At 62.4% G+C, this 22,913-nt stretch carries 12 protein-coding genes; 6 read left to right on the top strand and 6 right to left on the bottom strand.

What is annotated here, in order from left to right:
• Positions 1-159: 159 nt before the first annotated feature.
• The 4 genes from ABAC460_RS50180 to ABAC460_RS38825 form a co-directional block, all read right to left on the bottom strand.
• Positions 160-2,640 (bottom strand): M10 family metallopeptidase, encoded by a 2,481-nt coding sequence (locus ABAC460_RS50180; protein WP_023454141.1) that lies wholly within the window; start codon positions 2,638-2,640, stop codon positions 160-162.
• A gap of 196 nt (positions 2,641-2,836) precedes the next feature.
• A complete protein-coding gene (locus ABAC460_RS38835) occupies positions 2,837-7,756 on the bottom strand; it encodes a M10 family metallopeptidase C-terminal domain-containing protein (protein WP_023454140.1) in 4,920 nt (1,639 codons plus the stop codon).
• A 225-nt stretch (positions 7,757-7,981) separates the two neighbouring features.
• On the bottom strand, positions 7,982-12,586 hold the full coding sequence (locus ABAC460_RS49730; RefSeq protein WP_023454139.1) for a M10 family metallopeptidase C-terminal domain-containing protein: 4,605 nt from the start codon (positions 12,584-12,586) through the stop codon (positions 7,982-7,984).
• Positions 12,587-12,740: 154 nt separating this feature from the next.
• Positions 12,741-13,808, bottom strand: a complete 1,068-nt coding sequence (locus tag ABAC460_RS38825) for a mannose-1-phosphate guanylyltransferase/mannose-6-phosphate isomerase (protein ID WP_023454138.1) — start codon at positions 13,806-13,808, stop codon at positions 12,741-12,743.
• A 200-nt stretch (positions 13,809-14,008) separates the two neighbouring features.
• Here ABAC460_RS38825 and ABAC460_RS38820 point away from each other — a divergent pair, with 200 nt between their 5' ends.
• The 3 genes from ABAC460_RS38820 (at position 14,009) to ABAC460_RS38810 (ending at position 17,063) form a co-directional block, all read left to right on the top strand.
• On the top strand, positions 14,009-15,169 hold the full coding sequence (locus ABAC460_RS38820; protein ID WP_023454137.1) for an AGE family epimerase/isomerase: 1,161 nt from the start codon (positions 14,009-14,011) through the stop codon (positions 15,167-15,169).
• A 57-nt stretch (positions 15,170-15,226) separates the two neighbouring features.
• Positions 15,227-16,582 (top strand): L-serine ammonia-lyase, encoded by a 1,356-nt coding sequence (locus ABAC460_RS38815; RefSeq protein WP_023454136.1) that lies wholly within the window; start codon positions 15,227-15,229, stop codon positions 16,580-16,582.
• A 139-nt stretch (positions 16,583-16,721) separates the two neighbouring features.
• Positions 16,722-17,063: a hypothetical protein gene (locus ABAC460_RS38810; protein ID WP_155914664.1), complete on the top strand. Its 342-nt coding sequence runs from the start codon at positions 16,722-16,724 to the stop codon at positions 17,061-17,063.
• Here ABAC460_RS38810 and ABAC460_RS38805 read toward each other — a convergent pair whose 3' ends face one another.
• Complete coding sequence (locus tag ABAC460_RS38805; protein WP_023454134.1) at positions 17,064-18,317, bottom strand: dicarboxylate/amino acid:cation symporter; 1,254 nt, start codon at positions 18,315-18,317, stop codon at positions 17,064-17,066. It abuts the gene before it with no gap.
• 36 nt (positions 18,318-18,353) lie between these two features.
• Complete coding sequence (locus tag ABAC460_RS38800) at positions 18,354-19,922, bottom strand: amidase (RefSeq protein WP_023454133.1); 1,569 nt, start codon at positions 19,920-19,922, stop codon at positions 18,354-18,356.
• Between the two features lie 181 nt (positions 19,923-20,103).
• Here ABAC460_RS38800 and cysQ point away from each other — a divergent pair, with 181 nt between their 5' ends.
• The 3 genes from cysQ (at position 20,104) to cysD (ending at position 22,913) form a co-directional block, all read left to right on the top strand.
• Positions 20,104-20,892, top strand: coding sequence for a 3'(2'),5'-bisphosphate nucleotidase CysQ (gene cysQ, locus ABAC460_RS38795; RefSeq protein WP_023454132.1), 789 nt, complete (start codon positions 20,104-20,106; stop codon positions 20,890-20,892).
• Between the two features lie 56 nt (positions 20,893-20,948).
• On the top strand, positions 20,949-21,875 hold the full coding sequence (locus ABAC460_RS48390; RefSeq protein ID WP_023454131.1) for a phytanoyl-CoA dioxygenase family protein: 927 nt from the start codon (positions 20,949-20,951) through the stop codon (positions 21,873-21,875).
• A gap of 129 nt (positions 21,876-22,004) precedes the next feature.
• A complete protein-coding gene (gene cysD, locus ABAC460_RS38790) occupies positions 22,005-22,913 on the top strand; it encodes a sulfate adenylyltransferase subunit CysD (protein ID WP_023454130.1) in 909 nt (302 codons plus the stop codon).

The raw sequence follows: 22,913 nt of genomic DNA, 5'->3' as shown, positions 1-22,913 counted from the left end.
AATTAGCCTTACCGAATTTTTACAATATTGATTCTTTTCGCCATTCTGGCGAATTCCGGCCTGCGGCTGAAGGCCGAATCCGCCCCCGGATACACAGCGGGCTCCGGGGCGATCACCCCGAAGCCCGCCGCTTCGCGTCAAAATGGAAACATTAACCCGCTACCATATCATACGGGCCTCGACCGTGGCTTCCAGTGTGGCGAGCACCGTGATGAGGTTACCGCCGCCCAGGTCGACAACCACATTGGCGCCGCTCTGGGTGACAATGGCGTTGTTGGCCACCCCACCGGTATAGGCATTGACATTGAGGCGGTCGCCCGTGCCCAGGTCGGTGACCGTGTCCCGGCCGCTGCCCGCTTCGAACAGGAACACGTCCGTCCCCTCCCCGCCGGTCAGGGTATCGAAGCCGCCGCCTCCGTTAAGGATATTGTTTCCGCTGTTGCCGACCAGGGTATTGTAGAGCGAATTGCCGGTGGCGTTGATGTCCGCCGCAGAGGTCAGGATCAGCACCTCCACCGCCCGGCCGAAGAGGGAATAGGTCACCGATGAATAGACCGTATCCGTTCCCTGCAGGTGTTGTTCGACGACATTGTCCTGGAGATTGTCGACAAAATAGGTGTCGTTGCCCAGCCCTCCCGTCATCACATCAGCGCCGGATCCGCCATTGATCCGGTTGTTGCCGGAATTGCCGGTCAGGGTATTGGCCAGGCCATTGCCGGTGGCGTTCAGGTTCGCCGTCCCGGTCAGGATCAGGGATTCCGCCATACGAAGGTTGAGGGAGTAGGTATCGCTGGCATAGACGACGTCATTGCCTTCACCCGCCACTTCGATGACCTGGTCCCATTCCGAGTCGACGATATAGGTGTCGTTACCCTGCCCGCCCGTCAGGGTGTCGGTGCCGCCGCCGCCGTCCAGGCGGTTGTGACCGTTTGTGCCGATGATGGCATTGTCGTCGGCATTGCCGGTGCCGTTGATCGAGCCGCTGCCCGTCAGGGTCAGGTTTTCGAACTCGGCGCCCAGGGTATAGCTGAACGAAACATAGACCAGTTCGGTGCCACCGCCCCAATAGAGCTCCGACAGGATATCGCCGGCATCGTCGACATAATAGGTGTCGTTGCCCGACCCGCCGACCAGGCTGTCGGCCCCGGCCCCGCCGCTGAGATAGTCGTTGCCGCCTTCGCCGTTAATCGTGTCGTTGTCGTTGCCGCCGCTGAGATAATCATTGCCCGAATATCCCCACAGCGTGTCGGTCCCGTCGCCGCCAAACAGGGTGTCGGCGCCGCTCCAGCCATCGAGATAGTCGTTGCCCGCTTCGCCGTAGACCAGGTCGCCACCGCCATAGGCATACAGGCGGTCATTGCCGCCATTGCCATGGAACGTGTTGGCGGCGTCGTTGCCGTAGATGGTGTCGTGCCCCGATCCGCCGGTGGCGTTTTCTATGAGCGACCGGGTATCGTTGTTGTACAGGAGGGCGTTGGCGAGGTTGCCCGGCGCGTTGACCGTCACGGCGCTGTCGAGCGGGCGCAGGTCGGCCAGTTGCACAGTGTTCATCGTCGACCAGGCGCCGGGATCGAGATTGATGCTCTGGTTGGTGGTGAAATTGTAGAAGTTGTAGGTGTCCGTCCCGCCGCCGTCCCAGATGGTGCGGAAGATCTTGCCGGCGCCGCCGCTTTGCGTCGGCATGGCCTGGGCGACATTGTTGACGTACATCTGGCCGGTCGTCGCGTTGAAGCTGTACACCGTATTTCCGGCCTGGGTGGTGAAGTCGGCGCCGTAGAGGTACTGCAGGGCGGCAATGTCGTTCTGCATGTAGGTCTGGGGCTGGTTGAAGCCGTCGCCCTGAAAACTCGGTATCTCGCCGGCATTGTTGTCGGGATCGGAGCGGGCCGTCATCACCGAATAGGCCCAGCTGTCGTGCTGGGCGTCCAGGGCGCGCGTGCCGTAGCGCGGTTCCGGACCGTCGACATAGCCGCCGGCAGTGAGGTCGATCGTGGTATAGTCCTCGTGGCCGTGCTTCAGCCCCAACGCATGGCCGATCTCATGCAGCAGTGTCGCCATGCCCCAGTTGCCGGCCTGCGGCGTGGTGTAGAAGGGCTGGCTGCCCGACGTGCCCAGCCAGATATCGCCGTCCCAGCTGTCGGAGCCCGGAAAATTGCCTTCAGCCGTGGCCAGGGTCGCGGACGCCGTCTGCGACAGGCGCAGGTTGGCATGGGTATCGGCGGTTTCCGTAATCTCGGTGAAGCTCAGCAGGGTGTAGCCGTCGACCAGCCCCAGGGCGTAGCGCGCGGCGGACTGTTGCGCGGCGTTGAACGCGATATGCTGGGTCAGGTAGCCGCTGTCGTAATAGGGCGTCTGGTAAACGCTCCCCGAGGTCGGGAAACTGAAGGTCAGGCTGGTACCCGTCCATTTCGAACCGATCAGCACGGCGTCGATATCCTGGACGCCGCTGAACTCGTAGCGATTGTCGCCGGCGTCGAAAACCTGAGTGATGAGGGTGGTCAGGCCCGGGCCGGAGCTCAGATTGACACCACTCGCCGCCGTCGGCGCCGCCACGGCGAGGACCTTTGCCGCCGAAGCCCCCGCCATGACCAGGCCGGACATACCGGCGTCATCATTTTCCAGACCGAAACGCACGCGCATGGACTCCATCCTGTCAAATGAGGAATTCAGATCAGCCGAACCTGCGAGACCTCCCGACGCATGCCCCCGGTTCCGCGCCGACCATATAACGGCGGTCGGCATTTCGGAAAGGTTTAACGGAAAGGTTTACGACGCGAAAAGCATAAGGGCCCCGAGGCGACGCCACGGGGCCCAATTTTGTTACGTACTCAAGGCCTTACCACACCATCTGGGCCTCGACATTAGCCTCCAGCGCGTTGATCACTGTGATGATGTTACCGCCACCCAGATTGATCAGGACGTCGCTGCCGCTTTGGGTGACCAGAGCGTTGTTGACCACGCCGGCGGTATAGGCATTGACATTGATGTGGTCGCCCTGGGCCTGGCTGAGGTCAAGGATCTTGTCCGCACCGCTGCCGACTTCGAACAGGAACAGGTCCGCCCCCAGGCCGCCGCTGAGCTTATCCGCTCCGCCCTTGCCGTTGATGGTATTGTTGCCGTCATTTCCGTTCAGCGTATTGGCCAGGCTGTTGCCGGTGGCGTTGATATTGGCCGCACCCGTCAGGGTGATGGTCTCGGCGTAACGGCCGTTCAGGGAATAGGTCACGGTCGAGAAGATGACATCCATGCCCGCCCCGCCGGCCTCCACCACATTATCCGTGGCGTTCTGGACATAGTAGGTGTCGTTGCCCAGCCCGCCGGCCAGGACATTGACGCCGGAATTGCCGGTCAGGACGTTGTTCAGATCGTTGCCGGTGCCGTCGATCACCGCCGTCCCGGTCAGGGTCAGTTGCTCGACATTGGCGCTCAGGGTGTAGGTCACCGAAGACTCGACCAGGTCGGCGCCGCCGCCCGCCAGTTCGGTAATCGCGTCGGCCGCGTTGTCGACGAGATAGGTGTCGTTACCGGTGCCGCCGATCAGATTGTCGGCGCCCGCACCGCCATCCAGTTTGTCATGGCCGCCACCGCCATCCAGCGTATTGACCGCGCTGTTACCGGTCAGGATGTTGCCGAAGCCGTTGCCTATGCCGTCGATGGCCACCGCGCCCGTCAGGCTCAGGTTCTCGATCTGCTTGCCAGCCAGGCTATAGGTGACGGCGGCAAAGACCGTGTCCGTCCCCTCGCCCGCCAGTTCGGTGACGACATCGCCGGTGGCGTTGACATAATAACTGTCATTGCCCAACCCGCCGATCATCGTGTCGTTGCCGACCGCACCATCCAGCACATTGTTACCGATGTTGCCGGTCAAGGTGTTGGCCAGCCCGTTGCCCGCGCTGTTGATATTTCCGGCACCAGTCATGGTCAGGCGTTCCACCACGATCCCGGTCAGGGACCAGGTGACCGAAGTCATCACCAGGTCGTTGCCGTTGCCGTTGGTCTCAACCACCACATCGCCGGCATAGTCGACGACATAGGTATCGTCGCCGGCGCCGCCATTCATGACATCGCTGCCGACACCGGCGTCGATCCAGTTGGCGCCGCTGGTGCCGATCAGGGTGTCGTTGCCGATGCCGCTGATAATGTTCTCCAGGTTGAGGAAGGATTCCCCCGCCCAGTTCGTAACCCCGGTCGTCAGATTGACCGCATAGTCGCCCGACCACAGGCTGGTGTTCAGCGTATCGTTGCCGGTCCCGCCGTCGATGCTTTCCGCATTGCCCCAGAAGGCATGGATATAGTCGTCGCCATTGCCGCCGAGGATCGTATCATTGCCGGCGCCGCCGTTGATGGTGTCGTTGCCGTCACCGCCGTCGATCCGGTTGGCGTCCGCGGTACCGAAATAGGTCTGGTGACCATCTCCCCCCAGAACGTTTTCGAAATTGACGACGATTTCGGTGCCCCCGCTGTCCGTGTAGGTCCCGGCCGCCAGGTCGATCACGGCATTAGACAGGTTGGAACGGATATCGTAGGTGTCGATACCGGCGCCCCCGTCCAGAGTATCGTATCCGGCCCCGCCGTCGATCGTGTCGTTACCGTCGCCACCTTCGATCCGGTTGACCGCGGACGTGCCGCTGACCGACTCGCCGACAACGCTGCCGATGTAGTTCTCAAAATTCACCGCGGTGAAGCTGCTGACCCCGTCCGCCCAAACGCCCGTGGACATGTTGAAGACGGGCGCCGGGGAACTGAGGATAAAGCTTACATCCAGCAGATCGACCCCGCTGCCGCCATCCAGCGCGCTGCCATAGCTGAAGGACCCGGCAATGGTGTCCTGTCCGTCACCGCCGTTATAGACCTTGATACCACCCCCGATGGAAGAGAAGCTGTCATTGCCGGCGCCGCCGTCGACCGTATCATCGCCGCTGCCGGAGTCGATGGTGTCGTTGCCGCCACCGGCATCGATCCAGTTGGCGCCATAGGTACCCCGGATCACCTCGTTCGACGCCCCGGCCAGCAGGTTTTCGAAATTGGCCGCGACCTCGACCTGGGCGCTATAGGTCCAGGTGCCGACATGCAGATCGATGACGATCGCGGTCGCGCCGCCCGTTGCCGACCTGACGTCGTAGGTGTCGATGCCGTCGCCACCGTCCAGGGTGTCGTTGCCGCTGCCACCATTGATGGTGTCGTTGCCGGCGCCGCCATTGATCACATTGACGCCCGCCGTCCCGGTCAGCGAGTCGTTGCCCGCGCCGCTGGTCAGGTTTTCAAACCCGCTCAACAGCTGGGCGGCGAACTGGGTCAGCCCCGTCGTCAGGTTGACGGTAGCGTCACCGCTCCACGACGTCGTATCCAGCAGATCCGTGCCGCTGCCGCCGTACAGGGTCTCATTGCCGCCCCCGGCGAACAGGGTGTCGTTGCCCGTCCCGCCGTCATAGATGCCCCCCTGGCCGCTGGAGGTGATCAGATCATGGCCGTCCTGGCCATTGACGCTGTCGGCGCCGGCATCACCGACCAGGGTATCGTTGCCGGTCCCGCCGGTGATCGTGTCATTGCCCAGCCCGCCGCGGACGCTGTCATGGCCGCCCTCGCCCGTGATCGAGTCGTTGCCCGCCCCTCCATCAATGGTATTGGCGGCATTGCTACCGGTCAGGCTGTCATTGCCCGCCCCGCTGGTCAGGGCCTCGAAACCGACGAAAGACTGCCAGAACAGATTGGTGAGGCCGGTCGTCAGGTTGACCGCGTAATTCCCGCCGTAGCTCGTGGTATTCAGCCAGTCCGTGCCGGCGCCGCCGTCGAGCGTCTCGGCGCCGCCATTACCGGCGAAGACGACATCGTCGCCCAGTCCGGCCGTATAGGATCCGGCTCCACTGGAATAGAGGGTATCATTGCCCGCGCCGGCATCGACCGTGTCGTTACCGCCACCGGTAAAGATGACATTGTTGTAGGCGTTGCCGGTGATCTGGTTGTTACCGGCATTGCCGGTGCCGTCGATGGCAATACTCGCGGCCAGGACCAGGTTTTCGAGGTTGGCGCCCAAGGTATAGGTGACGACGCTGTAGACCCAGTCGATCCCTTCGGCGCCATATTCCATGATGACATCGCCGGCATCGTGGACGTAATAGGTATCATTGCCCGAGCCGCCGTACATGGTGTCGTTGCCGGAGCCGCCGGTGATATAGTCGTTGCCGGCCTCACCATTGATCGCATCATTCCCGACACCGCCGGTCAGCGAGTCGTTGCCGTCATAGCCCAGCATGTAGTCGTTGCCGTCGCCGCCGCTTAAGGTATCGTCGCCGAGCAGCCCGTCGAGATAATCGTCGCCGGCTTCACCGAACTGCAGATCGTTGCCGTTATAGCCGGCGATCTGATCGTAACCGGCGCCGCCATAGATGGTGTTGCCGAGCTGGTTGCCGTGGATTGTGTCGTTGCCGGAACCGCCCTTGGCATTTTCGATCAGCGACGCCGTATTACCCTGGTACATCAGCGCATTGGCGACGTTGCCCGGCGCCATGGGATTGGCGGCGGCGTCCAGCGGCCGCATGTCGGACAGCTGCGCCACATTCATCGTCGACCAGTCACCGGCGGTCAGGCGGATGGTCTGGTTGCCGGTGAAGTTGCTGAAGTCATAGGTGTCGATACCACCGCCGTCCCAGATGGTGCGGAAGATCTTGCCGCGGTCGACGGCGTCCAGGGTCGGCATTTCCTGTGCAACGCCGTTGATCGACATCTGCCCGCTATACGAATTGAAGGTATAGACGGTGTCGGTGGCGTTGACCCCGTAATAGGCGCCGTACATGTATTGCAAGGCGGCGATATCGTTCATCATATAGGTCTGGGGCTGGTTGTATTCATCCCCTTGGAAATTCACCTCATAGCCCGGCGCAGACCGGTAGGTCATGACCGAATAGGCCCAGGTGTCGTGGGCTGTGGGCAAAGGACGGGTGCCAAAGCGCGGCCCCGGCCCGTCCAGTTCGCCGGTCAGCGTCAGGTCCGAGGTGGTCAGGTCGGAATGGCCGTGCTTGAGGCCCAGGGCATGACCGATCTCATGCATGATGATGGCGCCGCCCCAGTTACCGATCTGCGGCGTCAGGTAGAAGGGCTCGCCCGTCATGCCCAGCCAGACGTCACCGTCCGACGCATCGGAACCGGGGAAATTACCGTGCGCCGACGTCAGCGACGCATCGCCGGTCTGCGACAGCCGCACAATGGCATGCTCGGTCGCGGTTTCGGTCACTTCCACGATGATCGGCGTGATATAGCTCTGGACCAGGGTCGTCAGGGCATAGCGCGCCATCGTCTGCTGCGCGGCGTTGAAGACGACGTGGTTGGTCAGGTAGCCGGGAACGTCATAGGGCGTGTTGTAAAAACTGCCCGAGGTCGGGAAGCTGTAGCTGATGACGCCGACCGTCCATCGCGACCCGAACAGGATGGCGTCGATATCCTGGTTGCCAGTAAATTCGTAGCGGTTATCGGCGGCGTCCCAGTGGTAATCGGGCAGCAACTCCGACTTGCCGGCACCCGACGCGTTGTTGACGCCGCCGGTTGTAGTTGCAACGCGCGCCGGGCTGCCCGGTGTGCCGTCCGACACCATGGCGGCAACCGCCACCGTCTCGACGGACGAAGCCGGCGCCAGGCTCGGCGAGGCCATAACCGGTGCCGGAGCGGCCACCGCCAGCACCTTCGCGGCCGAGGTACCCGTCACTGCAAGACCGGAAGCTTTACCAACTTCCTCGACATCGAGACCGAAACGCCCGCGCATGAGAACCCCTGTTATGTTATGCCTGACCCGGTAAGATCATACACCACGAAACACGATTCCTGAAAGACGGCGTTCATTACAACTTGCGTTAGGGAACTCTACTTTGGAACTTACATCTTGAATATTAAGTAAAAATATTTCGACACAGCCGTCAAAAAACATCGCTCAGCGTCGGTTACTTTCACCATTCCAACGAATTTTGCGCCTTATGCGTGAGGTCATATATCACCAGACGATCCGGGCCTCGACATTACCCTCAATCGCATTGATCACGGTGATGACGTTGCCGCCCCCTAAGGTGATGACGACATCGCTGCCACTTTGGGTGACGATGGCGTTGTCGGCCACGCCGTTGGTATAGGCGTGGATATTGATGCTGTCGTTCTGACTGGCATCGAAGTCCAGGATCTTGTCCGCGCCACTGGCCGCATCGAACAGGAAGATATCCGCCCCCAACCCGCCGCTGAGCTTGTCCGCCCCGCCTTTGCCGTTGATCGTATTGTTGCCGTCGTTGCCATTCAGCGTATTGGCCAGGCTGTTGCCCGTGGCATTGATATTCGCCACGCCGGTCAAGGTGATGGTCTCGGCATAGCGGCCGTTCAGCGAATAGGTCACGGTCGAGAAGATAATGTCCGTCCCTGCCCCGCCGGCCTCGACTACGTTATCCGTTGTGTTCTGGACGTAGTAGGTGTCGTTGCCCAGCCCGCCAGTCAGGACATTGACGCCCGAATTGCCCGTCAGGACGTTGTTCAGATCGTTGCCGGTGCCGTTGAGGGCGGCAGTCCCAGTCAGGGTCAGTTGCTCGATATTGGCGCTCAGGGTGTAGGTCACCGAGGACTCGACCAGATCGCCACCACCGCCGGCAAGTTCGGTGATGGCATCCGCCGCGTTGTCGACGACATAGGTGTCGTTGCCGGTGCCACCGGTCAGGTTGTCGGCGCCCGCCCCGCCGTCGAGACGATCATGGCCGCCACCGCCATCCAGCGTATTGACCGCGCCATTGCCGGTCAGGACGTTGGCGAACCCATTGCCGGTGCCGTCGATAGCCGCGCCTCCCGTCAGGGTCAGGTTCTCGACCTGCTTGCCGGACAGGCTGTAGGTGACGGCGGCAAAGATGGTGTCCGTCCCCTCGCCCGCCAGTTCGGTCACGACGTCGCCGCTGGCATTGACGTAATAGCTGTCATCGCCCAGGCCGCCGACCATCGTGTCACTTCCGGCAGCGCCGTCCAGCACATTGTTCCCGCTGTTGCCCGTCAGCGTATTGCCCAGACCGTTACCGGTGGCGTTCAGATGCGCCGACCCCAGCAGCAGCAACTGCTCGGCATTGGCCCCGGTCAGCGAGAACGACACCGATGCCCGGACCAGGTCTGTCCCCTTGCCCGACGCCTCGACGATCTTGTCGGCCGCGTTGTCGACCACATAGGTGTCGTTACCGTCGCCGCCGTCCATCGTGTCCGCGCCCAGACCACCATCGATCCAGTTGGCGGCAGCCGTGCCCTTGATCGACTCAGCTCCACCGGCGCCGTTATAGTTTTCGAAATTGACTGCGGTAAAGCTGCTGAAGCCGTCACCCCAAACCCCGGACACCATGTCGAAGGCGACCTCGCCAAACGTCTCCAACACCCAGCTCATATCCAGCAGGTCGATATCCGCCCCGCCGTCGAACTGGCTGCCATAGTCGAAACTGCCATCGACCGTATCGTTGCCCGAACCGCCATCATAGGTGTTGACCCCGCCCAGCGCGGTATGAAACCGGTCATTGCCACCGCCCCCCAGAAGCGTGTCATTGCCGAAACCGCCATCGATGTCGTCATCGCCACCGCCGGCGTCGAGCCGGTTGTCACCATCGGCTCCGATCAGGGTGTCGTTCTGATTGCCGGAGATGACGTTTTCGAAATTGAGCAGGGTCAGTTGCCCGCCATCCGTGACGTAGCTTCCCGCCGCCAGATTTATCGTGGCGGCATAGTTGTGCAGCGTCATATCGGCCGTGTCGCTGTCGGCGCCACCGTCCCAGACATTGCCGTACTGGAAACCGCCGCCCAGGGTGTCGTTGCCGTTGCCACCGTAATAGGTGCGAAGCCCGAAGATGGTGGAGGACAGCAGGTCATTGCCATCGTCGCCATAGACAGTGTCATTGCCGACCGCGGCGTCGATGCGGTCATTGCCGGCGCCGGCGTGAATCTCGTTGCTGCCGCCAGTTCCGGTCAGGGTATCGTTGCCGGCCCCGGTCGTCAGGTTCTCGAATCCGGTAAAGGACTCACCCGGAAAATTCGTCACGCCGGTGGCCAGGTTGATCGCGTAGTCGCCACTATAGGATGTGGTGATCAGCCAGTCCGTATCGGCCCCGCCGATCAGGGTTTCGTTGCTGCCCAGTCCAGCGTAAATCGTGTCATTCCCGGCGCCACCGTCATAGGTCCCCGCACCCGAAGAGGTGATGGAGTCGCCGCCATCTTCGCCGTAAATCACATCGCCAACCGAAGCATAGGTTCCGGCATTGAGGATGTCGCTGCCTGTGCCGCCATAGAGGCTGTCGTCACCGGCGCCACCATTGACGATGTCGCTGCCGCCCTCGCCATAGACGGTGTCGTTGCCGGCATTGCTGTTGATCGTGTTGTTGGCGCCCGATCCGGTGATGACATTGTTGCCCGAACCGCTGTTGACGTGTTCGAAGCCGGTGAAGGACTCGCCCGCAAAGCTGGTCGTGCCGGTATTCAGATTGATATCATAGGCCGCGGCCGTCCCCGTGGCGTCCAGCAGGTCCAGACCATCGCCGCCGATCAGGGTTTCACTGCTGCCGGTGCCGGCATAGACCGTATCACTGCCCGCACCGGCGTCGTAATAGCCGTTACCGGACGAGCTGATGACGTCATCGCCCCCCAGCCCGTAAACCGTGTCGAAGCCACCGGCGCCGTTCAGTTGATTACCACCACTATTGCCGTAAATCAGGTTATTGGCAGCATTACCGGTCGCGCTAAAACCGAGGTTTCCCAGCAGCGTCAGATTCTCGAAATGGCTCGCCAGGGTGAAGTTGACGCTGGCATAGACAAGGTCGATCCCGCCGCCATTGACTTCCACAACGACGTCGTAGACCGAGTCGACAACAAAACTGTCGTTACCGGCGCCACCGACCAGGCTGTCTATACCCGTGCCGCCGTTGAGGTAGTCATTGCCATCGTCGCCGGACAGAGTGTCGTCGCCGTCTTCACCATCAATATAATCATTCCCAATACCGCCCACCGCCGCGTCCTGATCGAGACCGCCATAAATCGTGTCGTTGCCGGTCGCGCCGTCGAGAGAGTCGTTACCGCCTTCGCCACTCAGACTGTCGTCGCCGACTGCCGCGCTCAGCGAGTCGTTGCCCGTACCGCCGAACAGGGAATCGTTACCGTCACCGCTCAGAATCTGGTCGTTACCACCATTGCCGCGCAGCGTGTTATTGGCCAGATTGCCGAACAGGAAATCATTGCCCGAGCCGCCATTGGCGTTCTCGATCAGCGACCGCGTGTCATTCTGGTAGAGCAGCGCATTGGCGAGGTTGCCCGGAGGCCGCGGATTTTCAAACCAGAGCGGATACAGGTCAGCCAGTTGCGCCGCGTTCATGGTCGACCAGCCGCCGGGCGCCAGGTCGATCGTCTGATTGCCGGTGAAGTTGCTGAAATCGTAGGTGTCGACGCCGTTGCCGTCCCAGATGGTCCGGAAGATCTTGCCGCCACGCGTCGAATCCTGTGCCGGCACGCCCTGGCCGACGCCGTCGATGAACATCTGGCCGGTAAAGGCGTCGAAGCTGTAGGTCGAATTGCCGGCGTTATGGCCGAAATAGGCCCCGTACATGTACTGCAGCGCCGCAATGTCGTTCTGCATATAGGTTTGCGGCTGGTTGTACTGGTCGCCCTGAAACGGGGGATCGCCGACCGATGGCGTCGAGCGATAGGTCATCAGCGAATAGGCCCAGCTGTCGTGCGCCGCCGGCAGGGCCTGCGTGCCGTAGCGCGGCCCCGGCCCATCGATATAGCCACCGACCGTCAGATCCAGGGTGGTATAGTCGCTGTGACCATGCTTGAGCCCCAGGGTATGGCCGATCTCATGCATCAGCATGGACTGGCCCCAGTTGCCGATCTGAGGCGTTGAATAAAACGGCTGGCCGGTGTTACCGACCCAGATATCGCCGTCCCAGGTCTCCGATCCGGGAAAATTACCCTCCGCCGACTTCAGATCGGTGGAATCCGAGGATTGCGACAGCCGCAGATTGGCATGGGTCGTGGCGCTTTCCGTCACCTCGGTAAAGCTCAGCAGGGTGTACCCATAGACCAGGCCCAAGGCATACTTCGTCGCCGTCTGTTGCTGCGCATTAAAGACAAACTGGTTCGCTATGAAGTCGGGATCGTAATAGGGCGTCTGATAGAAACTGCCGCTGGTCGGAAAACTGTAGGTCAGATTGGTAATCGTCCACTTGGCCCCGAACAGGACGGCGTCTATGTCCTGATTGCCGGTGAATTCGTAGCGGTTGTCGACATTGTCGAAATACTGCGTCAGCCGCGCCGTCAGGCCTGGACCGGAGCTTTCGTTGAGACTGCCTGTGGTGTCGTAGCTGCGCGGGCTGCCGACCGATCCGCCATCACGGATATTCACCGACAAGGGCGCGGCGTCATAGGCAGGCGCTACCGCTGCCGGAGCATCAACGCCCGAGGGCTTAAGGACCGGTGCCGGGGCCACGGGTGCCGAAAGAACGGGAGGCGCAACCACGGGCGCCAGGACCTTGGCGGCGGGCACAGGATTAAGCACCAGGCCCGTCGTCCAGACGGAACCATCGAAATCGAGACCAAACCGCATAGGGCCACCCTGTTGAAAAATATGCAGAAAAAACGACGATCAAAGTATCAGGCAAACAGAACTGCCCGGCCCCGCTGGTGATCCTACACCGCAGAACCGGGTTACCGGAAGCACATTTTCTTGAACTACGCTAAATGGGGAACTGGCCCGGGCGTTACACCTTGCCTAGCAAACCCTTGGCCGCTTCCGCTGCTTTCTTGACGTCCTGGGCACGCGACAAGGGCGCGACCAGAATACCGCTCGGCGTGGAAATGACCATGACGTCCTGCATCCCGATCAGCGCCACCACCGGTCCGCCTTCGTTACGGACCAAACAGTTTTCGGAGTCGATGGTGATGGCGTCGCCCTTGATATGGTTGGCCTGGCCGTCCTTGTCCCCCAACCGCCACAGCTCGGCAAAGCCGCCGACATCGGCCCAGCCGATATCGCACGGAATAACGGCCGACCGCGCCGTTTTCTCCATCACGGCATAGTCGACCGAGATCGACGGTACGGCTGCGAAATCGGCGGCGTTCAACCGCACGGCCGCCTCGTCGCGCTCAGCCCCTTCATAGGCCTTGCGGCTGGCGGCCATGACCTCGGGCGCGTGCTTTTCCAGTTCCTCCAACATGACCTGGGGCGAGAACAGGAAAATGCCCGCGTTCCAGACGTGGCGGCCGCCCTCGATATACTGCGTCGCCGTGGCCAGGTCGGGCTTTTCGAGGAAGCGCTCGATCTCATAGATTCCGTCAGAGATTTCGGCGCCACGTGCGATATAGCCGAAGCCGGTTTCCGGATGGCTGGGGGTAATGCCGAAGGTGACGATGCGCGACTTCGCGGTTTCGCTGGCGGCCTGAATGGCGTCGTCGAAGTCGCCCGGCCGGTTGATGACATGGTCGGCCGGCACCATCAGCACCAACGCATCGGGCGCCAGATCCGCCCCGGCCAGGGCCGCCATGGCAGCGACCGCCGCGGTGTTGCGGCCGAAGGGCTCGAGGATCACCGCCTGGGCGGGCTTGTCGATCTGCTGCAGTTGCTCGCTGACCAGGTCGTAGTGGCCCTGGCCGCAGATCACCACCGGATTGAGGTAGTTGTCGCCGACCAGGCGCAGTGCGGTTTCCTGGATCATGGTGTTGTCGGTGGCCAGGGCGTGGAATTGCTTCGGCGCGGTGGGGGTGGACAGCGGCCACAGGCGCGTGCCCGAGCCGCCCGACATGATCACGGGCAGGATGGTGTTCGGCATGAAGGGTTCCTCAGACGCCTCTGAATAGAGGATTGGTCATGTCTTTTCCATGGCTTAGGGGCCGATATTTTTTCCATGCGGCCGCTGCGGAGGAAACATAAGCCCGCAATCAGTCTGACGGGAAGCGGTTCCACACTTGCCCCTTTATTTTTTCCTGTGCTAGGCCGGTAGCATCGTTTTTTTGCACTTGCGAGAACATCATGTCCGACACAGCCTCCCGACTGACCTCCGCCCAGACCTCCCTGCGCCAATGGCTGTTCGACAAGGCCCTGCCGATCTGGTGGGATATCGGCGGCGACCGCGAAAAAGGCGGCTTCTATGAAAAGATCAATCTCGATGGCACGCCGTGCGATGTCGACCGCCGCACCCGCGTCGCCGCCCGTCAGGTCTATTCTTACGCCTTGGCCAAGACCATGGGCTACGACGGCGACACCGACGGCCCGATCGACCAGGGCCTGGCCTGGCTGAGCGGCCCGGCGCGCAACGCCGAAACCGGCTACCTCTATGCCGTTCTCAAACCCAATGGCGAGGTCGTCAAGGGCGAGTTCGACTTCTACGACCACGCCTTCGCCATGCTGGCCTATGCCTCGGCTTTCGCTGTGCGCAAGGATCCGGCGCTGGAAGCCGCCGGAACGGCGATCCGCGACGCCATTGTCCGGGACTATTCTCACCCGGTCCGCGGCTTCGAAGAGTCCAATCCGCGCACCCTCCCCCTCAAAACCAATCCGCACATGCACATGTTCGAGGCCTGCCTGGCCTGGCTGGAAGCCGGAGGCGACAGTAAATGGCGGGACATCGCTGCCATGATCGCCGACCTGTGCCTGGACAAGTTCCTGCACCCGGAAAACGGTTCACTTCGCGAATATTTCGACGGCGACTGGAACCCGCTCGAAGGCGAGATGGGCCGTATCATTGAGCCCGGCCATCAGTTTGAATGGGGCTGGCTGTTGCTGCGCTGGACCAAGATGACAGGCGATCCCAAATACGCAAAGGCCGCCCACCGCCTGATCCAGATTGCCCAGGATTACGGCACCGATCCGGCGCGCAACGCCACGGTATTCGAACTGTGGGACGACTTTTCGGTCAAGGACAACAAGTCGCGCCTGTGGGCCCAGACCGAACGCATGAAGGCCTATGTCAAGCTGGCCGACGCCGCCCCCTCCCCGGCCGAGCGCGAAGCCGCCATTGCCGGCGCCGTCTCGGGCGCCGAAGGACTGATGCTGTACTTCAATACCGAGATCGAAGGCCTCTACAGTGACCGCATGCGGCCGGACGGCACGTTCGAGACCGAGCCCGCCCCGGCCAGCACCCTGTACCACATCATCTGCGCCATCGACGAACTGGCGACCTTGAGCCTGTAAATCAGTCTCATTTGAAACCTTCTTGACCCTGCCGCGCGGGTGTGGGAGTCATACGGCATGTCACCTGCCCTCAGCGTCACCGACCTGTTCACCATCGGCGTCGGACCGTCCAGTTCGCACACGGTCGGCCCGATGCGCGCCGCCCAGCACTTTGCTGAAAAGCTGGCCGACAAAGGCCCCCCGGTTCGCGTCGTCTGCCGACTGTACGGCTCGCTGGCTCTGACCGGCAAGGGCCACGCCACCGACACAGCTGTGCTGCTGGGCCTGTCGGGCTGGCTGCCCGACCGCATCGATCCTGAGATGATCGGCCCGCTAACCTCCGACATCCGCACGCACAAACACCTGACCTTTGCGGGCCTACATCCCCTGCCCTTCGATCCCGACAGCGACCTGCTGTTCCGCAAGGGCGAGTTCCTGGCGGAACATTCCAACGGGATGCAGTTCGAAGCCTTCTACGCCGACGGAACCATCGAAACCGCGACCTATTTCTCGATCGGCGGCGGCGCCATCGAAGGCGACGGCGTCATCGCCCGCTCCAGCAACATCGCCCTGCCCTACGCTTTCAAATCCGGCGCCGAACTCCTGGCAACCTGCGGCCGTGAAAACCTGACCATTGCCGAACTGATGTTCCGCAACGAGGACGCTTTCCGCCCGCGCGAAGAGACCTGCGCCTTCCTGGACGCCGTCCGCGCCGCCATGCTGAACAGCATCGACCGCGGCATAAAGCAGGATGGCATCCTGCCGGGGGGCTTGAATGTCCGCCGCCGCGCCAAGGCCATGTCCGACAAGCTCACATCACGCGGCCCACGCATCGATCCGTCGCAGATCTTTGAATGGGTCAGCCTCTACGCCCTGGCGGTCAATGAGGAAAACGCCGCCGGCGGCCGGGTGGTCACCGCGCCGACCAATGGCGCCGCGGGCGTCCTTCCGGCGGTGATCAAATACTACGAAACCTTCGTGCCCCATGCGACGCCTGAGGGCACGCGCACCCTTCTGATGACCGCGACCGCCATAGGCTTTCTTTACAAGACCAATGCCTCGATTTCGGCCGCCGAGATGGGCTGCCAGGGCGAGGTCGGGGTCGCGTGCTCGATGGCGGCGGCGGGCCTGGCGGCGGCTTTGGGCGGCACAGCGGCCCAGATCGAAAACGCGGCTGAAATCGGCATGGAGCACAATCTGGGCCTGACCTGCGACCCGATCGGCGGCCTGGTCCAGGTGCCTTGCATCGAACGCAACACCATGGGGGCGATCAAGGCCATCAACGCCACCTACCTGGCACTGAACGGCGACGGCCACCACATCGTCAGCCTGGACGCGGTCATCGAAACCATGCGCCAGACCGGCGAGGACATGCGCGTCAAATACAAGGAAACCAGTCTCGGCGGCCTGGCCGTGAACGTAGTTGAGTGCTGATAACCTTCCCTTGACGTAAATCTTACAATCGCTCGCCGCGTTCTTACCCTGTTCCTGATGATTCCGCCCAGATTGTGCCGGGAATCCCTCAGATAGTGTCACCATGGCCGAAAGGGGCCAGATGCTGAGGGAGGTCATTATGGCCCGTACCATCGATCTGCACGACGAAGCCGCCCGCCGCGACTATTTCCGCATGCTGTTTCGCGCCCTCGACACCGGCGCCATCACGCCATCCGCCCTGCGCATGAAGCTGGACGGTGTGGTCAAGGCCTCGACCCATATGGAGTTCGACGATCACGCCCAGGCCGAACTGAGCGAGTTCCTGACCCGTGTTATCGACATGTACAAGTTCGGCGAGATCGACATCCTCGCGGCGACAGACGACATCGACCTTCTGGTCATGGCCGCCGAAGCTGACAGCCCCGACTTGATGCAGTTCGTCTATGTCGGCCCGGAAACCTTCGGCTGCATGACGATGTAGTTAAGCCGCGTCGTCAGGCGCCGTTTTTCCACGTCCCAACAATCGATTGACCAAGGTCGTGACCGTCAGGTTACCCGTCACCGATGTCATCGTAATCACCGGATCGGGCAGCGCAATCACCGCCACGTACAGCGGCATGATGGCCATCGGCGCGCCCAGCAACTGAATCCCCGGCCCGTAAATGGCATAAACAACCGCGGCGCCCGGCAACCCGGCCCCGCTGATACTGCCCAGAATAACCGCCAGTCCGGCCAGGACCAGTTGCAGCGGCGTCGGCTCGATACCCACGGCGTGGGCAGCGATCAGCACGGCCGCCACGGCATGCGCCACCGTCCCCAGCCGAAAGACCGACACGGCCAGCGGAATGACCAGCCCAACCACTTCCTTGGGCAGCTTGAGCTTGTCGATCGCCACCTCCAGCATGACCGGCGTGGTCGCCATCGAGGAACAGCTTCCCGCCGCCATGGCCTGGGCCGGCAGGATGGCCGAGGCGAACTTCCCAAGCGGATAGGCCCGGGCGATCAGCACCGCGACATAGCACAGCACGACCATCAGCAGGCTGGTGGCAAAACAGAGCGCCACAAAGGTTACCAGGACCTGCGCAATGCCCAGGCCCGACGACAGCCCCAACCCCATGGCCAGCAGAAAGATACCGAATGGCGCCGCCACCAGTACCCAGTCGACGATCTTCATCATCGCCTGGGAGATATTGGCCAGGACCTCGATGACCACGGGCTGGGCGCCGCCTTCCTTGCGCGGCAGGCGGGCAATGGCGCCCCCGAAGGCCAGGCCGAAGATGACCAGGGGGAATATCTGCCCCTGTGCCGCCGCCGCCACCGGATTGTCCGGAATGATGGCCAGCAATTGCGTTGCCAGGCTGGGCAGGGCCTGAGCCGCGCTGTTGTCCATCAACCCGGCCAGGGCATTGGGCGGGATGGGCCAGATATGCAGCACCACCTCGGTTAGCACGGTGCAGATCGCGACCGTGACCACCATGACGGCCAGGAAGACGGCCAGGGTCGTGCCGATCATCCGCCCGCCGCGCCCGGTCGCCACCGCCGTGGCGACGCTGTGGGTCAGCATGGCGAAGATCAGCGGGACCAGGGTCATCTGTAGCGCCCGCACCCACAACTGACCGCCCAATATGGCGGTATTGGCGGCAGCGGTCAGCGACGGCAGGTCCGCCCACCGGATGGCCATACCGGCCAGCACGCCCAGGACAAGGCAGATCAGGATCAGATGGGTGCGTGTCATAAGAGCTCCTGACTGGCGATTCGGATGCAGACTATCCTATTTGCGCCGCGCCTGCTCGAAGGCGTATCCGGCTTTCAACAGCGCAGTCTCGCTCCAGCGCGGACCGATAAAGCTCAAGCCGACGGGAAGGCCCTGGACATCGCCCATTGGCACCGTCAGGTGTGGATAGCCCGAGGTCGCCGGCAGTTGCGTCGCCGACGGGCCGCTGTACTGGTCGCCCCAGACCGGGTCCGACAACCAGGCCGGGCCATAGGTCGGCGCGATCAGCACCGTAACCGCATTGGCCTTCATCAACCCATCCAGCTTCAGCGCCGACGAGGTCTTCGCCTTGACCGAGGCCAGCACATATTCCGGCGTCCCCAATCCACCCTTTCCTTGAGCCTGCTCGAAGAATTCCTGCCCGAACAAGGGCATTTCTTCCTTGGCGTGCGCCGTGTTGAAGGCAATGACATCGGCCAGGGTCCGCGTCTTCACCGTGGCCGGCGTGGTCGCCAGATAGGTGTTGAGATCGGCCTTCAGTTCGTATTGCAACACGGTCCATTCGGCATCGCCCAGACCCGGCACCTGCGACTCCTTGATTTCGACCAGCACGGCGCCGGCATCGGTCAGGGTCTTCAAAGCCGCCTCGAAGACCGCCGTGGTCTTGGGATCATTGCCGACCTGGTCGCGCAACACACCGATCCGCACGCCCTTCAAACCATCCCGGCTCAACCCAACCGTATAGTCGGCCTTGTACGTATCCGCGTCCGTCGTCGCGCCATCCAAAGGATCATTGCCGGCCATTACGCTCAACATGGCGGCGACGTCCGACACCGACCGGCCCATCGGCCCGGGCGTGTCCTGGGTATGCGAGATCGGCACCACATGGGTCCGCGACACCAGCCCTACGGTCGGCTTTAACCCGACCAGCCCGTTCATAGATGACGGACAGGTCACCGAACCGTCGGTCTCGGTCCCCACGGCCAGGGGCGCAAAATTGGCGGCCACCGCCGCGCCGGAACCGCTGGACGACCCGCAGGCCGTGCGCGCCTTGTCGTGCGGATTGGCGACCAGCCCACCGACCGCGCTCCAGCCGCTCATCGACCGGGTCGAGCGGATATTGGCCCATTCCGACAGGTTGGTCTTGCCCAGTATAATCGCCCCGCCGGCCCGCAGCCGCGCCACCACCGGCGCGTCGCGACGGGTAATATTGTCCTTCAGCGCCAGCGATCCGGCCGTGGTGGCCATGTTGTCCGAAGTCTCGACATTGTCCTTGACCAGAACCGGAATACCCATCAACGGCCCCAGGGTCTTGCCGGCCTTGCGGGCGTCATCGATGGCCTGCGCCTGGGCCAGGGCATCGGGATTGACGACGATAACCGAATGCAGCTCGCCGTCCCTGGCCTTGATGGCGTCCAGCGCCGCCTGAGTCAGTTGCACAGCGGTGAAGTCTCCGCGCTGCAGGGCGGCCTGCAACCCCGCGACGGGCACGCCCTTGGCCAGCGCATCAGCGGCGGACAGTTTCACCGCCACCGAACTGGCTCCCTCCGGCGCCGCACCTTTCGGCGGGCTGCACCCCGCCAGGAATGCCAACGCCAGCACAGGCAGTAAACGCTTCAGGCACATGGGGAACCTCGCGAAAAGAATAAGACTGTAAAAACCTTATCCCTCCCCGTTATACGGGGAGGTGGATCATGTGCTGGAAGCACATGAGACGGTGGGGGATTTGACCCGCTGTCTTCTCGTGACAATAGATACAGTTTTCCCGCCTTTACAAGCTCATCCCGACACGCCTAGAACCCCGCCCATGAACCTGAATCCCATCATGCTGGCCGCCGGCGCTGAGATCCTGCGCATCTACGCCACCGACTTCGCCGTCGTCTCGAAGTCCGACGCCTCCCCAGTTACGGCCGCCGATGAAGCCGCCGAAGCCGTCATCCTGAAGGGTCTGAGCGAACTGGCGCCCGAGATTCCGGTCGTTGCCGAAGAAGAAGCCGCCGCCGGGAGAATTCCACAAATCGCGAACCGTTTCTTCCTGGTCGACCCGCTGGACGGCACGAAGGAGTTCATTTCCAAAAACGGCGAATTTACCGTCAACATTGCCCTGGTCGAAAACGGCATCCCCGTGGCCGGCGCTGTCTATGCCCCCGCCCTCAATAAAATCTACTGGGGCGCCACCGGCGAAGGTGCCTTCATGGCCGACGTCACCGACGGCGTCATCGGCGACGCCCACCCTATCCGGGTCCGTCCCGTGGCCGGCGCCCTGACCGCCATCGGCTCGCGCTCGCATGGCGGCGCCGAAACGGAAGCCTACCTCACCCAATTCAACGTCGCTGAATTCAAACCGGCCGGCTCGTCGCTAAAATTCTGCCTGATTGCGGCCGGAGAGGCCGACATCTACCCGCGCATGGGCCGGACCATGGAATGGGACACCGCAGCCGGCGATGCGGTGCTGCGCGCCGCCGGCGGCCGGGTCGAGACCCTGGACGGCCGCCCCCTCGCCTATGGCAAGCGCAACCAGGCCGGCGACAGCGACTTCGCCAATCCGCACTTTGTGGCCTTCGGCGACCCGGCAATCGCCGCAGGGCAGGCTTGACTTAGCCGCAGCCACAGCGGATAAATCCGTGGGGCTTTTAACGGCAGGAGCTTACCATGCGTGCGGACATCGGCAAACCCATGTGGATCGATCATCGTGATGCCATCACCCGCATCGACGCCCTGGCGCAGGAACCGGGCCAGTCTGAACTGGCCGCACGCCTGCGCGAGTTCCATCGCGACGGCTTCACCATTCTTAAGGGCGCCATTCCGCAGGACACCATCGACGCCTATATCGCCGATTTCGACCACGCCGCAGGTCACGACACCTCGATCATGGTCTCCTATGGCCGCGACGTCTTTCCGATCGTCGGCCAGGATCTGAAGCGCCCCCTGACCAAGATTCTTGACACCCACATCAAGCTGCGCTCGTCGCACGACCTGATCTTTGCCGACCGCCTGTCGCAATTCGCCCAGGCCATCTTCGAGGGCCCCAGCCTCGCCTTTCAGGGCCTGCATTTCGAAGTCGGCTCGACCCAGGCCATCCACCAGGACACGGCCTATGTCGTGATCGATGAACCGCGTCTTCTCATCGCATCGTGGATCGCCCTGGAAGACGTCGTTCCGGGCTGCGGGGAACTGGTCTTCTATCCCGGCAGCCACCGCTTCCCGGAATATCTCTATCCGGATAACCGCAAATACTGGAACCCCGACGTGGACGACCACGAGCTCCATGACACTCACCTGAAGCGTCTGCACAAACAGGCGGAAGGGCGTGGTGTTTCGCTGGAGCCCTTCCTGGCCAAAAAGGGCGACGTCCTGTTCTGGCATGCCGACCTGGCCCATGGCGGCAGCCCGATCACCAACCCGGCCCTGACCCGGCGCAGCCTGGTGACCCACTACACCGACGCCGCCTGCACGCCGCACTACTTCCAGTTCGTTTCAGAACAACGCCGCCGAAAGGTGGCGGTGGGCAGCAACTTCGTCTCCTCGATGTATTACGACATCGACGAAACCTTCGGCCGGACACCGCAAACCGCGTGATCCGCCGCGGACCCGATTGTGGGTCATCGTGGCTCACCTTTGGATTCAGATTTTGTCGTTTGTCGTTTCGGGTCGGGCTGCCTACATAGCCGTGACAAGCCCCGCCTAGGGCCTCACTAAGGTATCAACGTGTCCGCCGAACCGCTCACCCATCTGCGCCGCCTCGAGGCGGAAGCCATCTTCATCATGCGCGAAGTGGCCGCCGAGTTCAAAAACCCGGTCATGATGTATTCGATCGGCAAGGACTCGTCGGTGATGCTGCACCTGGCGATGAAGGCCTTCTATCCGTCCAAGCCGCCCTTCCCGCTGTTGCACATCGACACGACCTGGAAGTTCCGGGAGATGATCAAGTTCCGCGACGACACGGTTGCGCGCCTGGGTCTGAACCTGCTCAAGCACACCAATCCGGATGGCCTGCGCGACAATGTCAATCCGTTCGACCACGGCTCGAACGTCTATACCAACATCATGAAGACCGATGCCCTGAAGCAGGCCCTGACCTTGCATGGCTTCGATGCGGCCTTCGGCGGTGCCCGCCGCGACGAGGAAAAGAGCCGCGCCAAGGAGCGCATCTTCTCCTTCCGCACCCAGAACCACGGCTGGGACCCGAAAAACCAGCGCCCGGAACTGTGGAACCTCTACAATGCCCGCATCAAGCCGGGCGAAAGCATCCGCGTCTTCCCGCTGTCCAACTGGACCGAGCTCGACATCTGGCAATACATCCTGATGGAGAACATCCCCATCGTACCGCTGTACTTGGCCAAGAAGCGCCCGGTGGTGCAACGCGGCGGCCAGTGGATCATGGTCGATGACGACCGCCTGCCGCTGCTGCCCGGCGAAGAGCCCCAGATGAAGTCGGTCCGTTTCCGCACGCTCGGTTGCTATCCGCTGACCGCGGCGGTCGAGTCCGAGGCCGACACTCTGGAAGACATCGTCGCCGAAATGCTGACCGCCCGAACCTCGGAACGGTCCGGCCGCCTGATCGACCACGACGAGGCCGGCTCCATGGAAAAGAAGAAGCGCGAGGGCTATTTCTGA

The organism is Asticcacaulis sp. AC460 (assembly GCF_000495795.1).
Taxonomy (GTDB): Bacteria; Pseudomonadota; Alphaproteobacteria; order Caulobacterales; family Caulobacteraceae; genus Asticcacaulis.
This window is presented reverse-complemented; position numbering and strand designations above follow the sequence as displayed.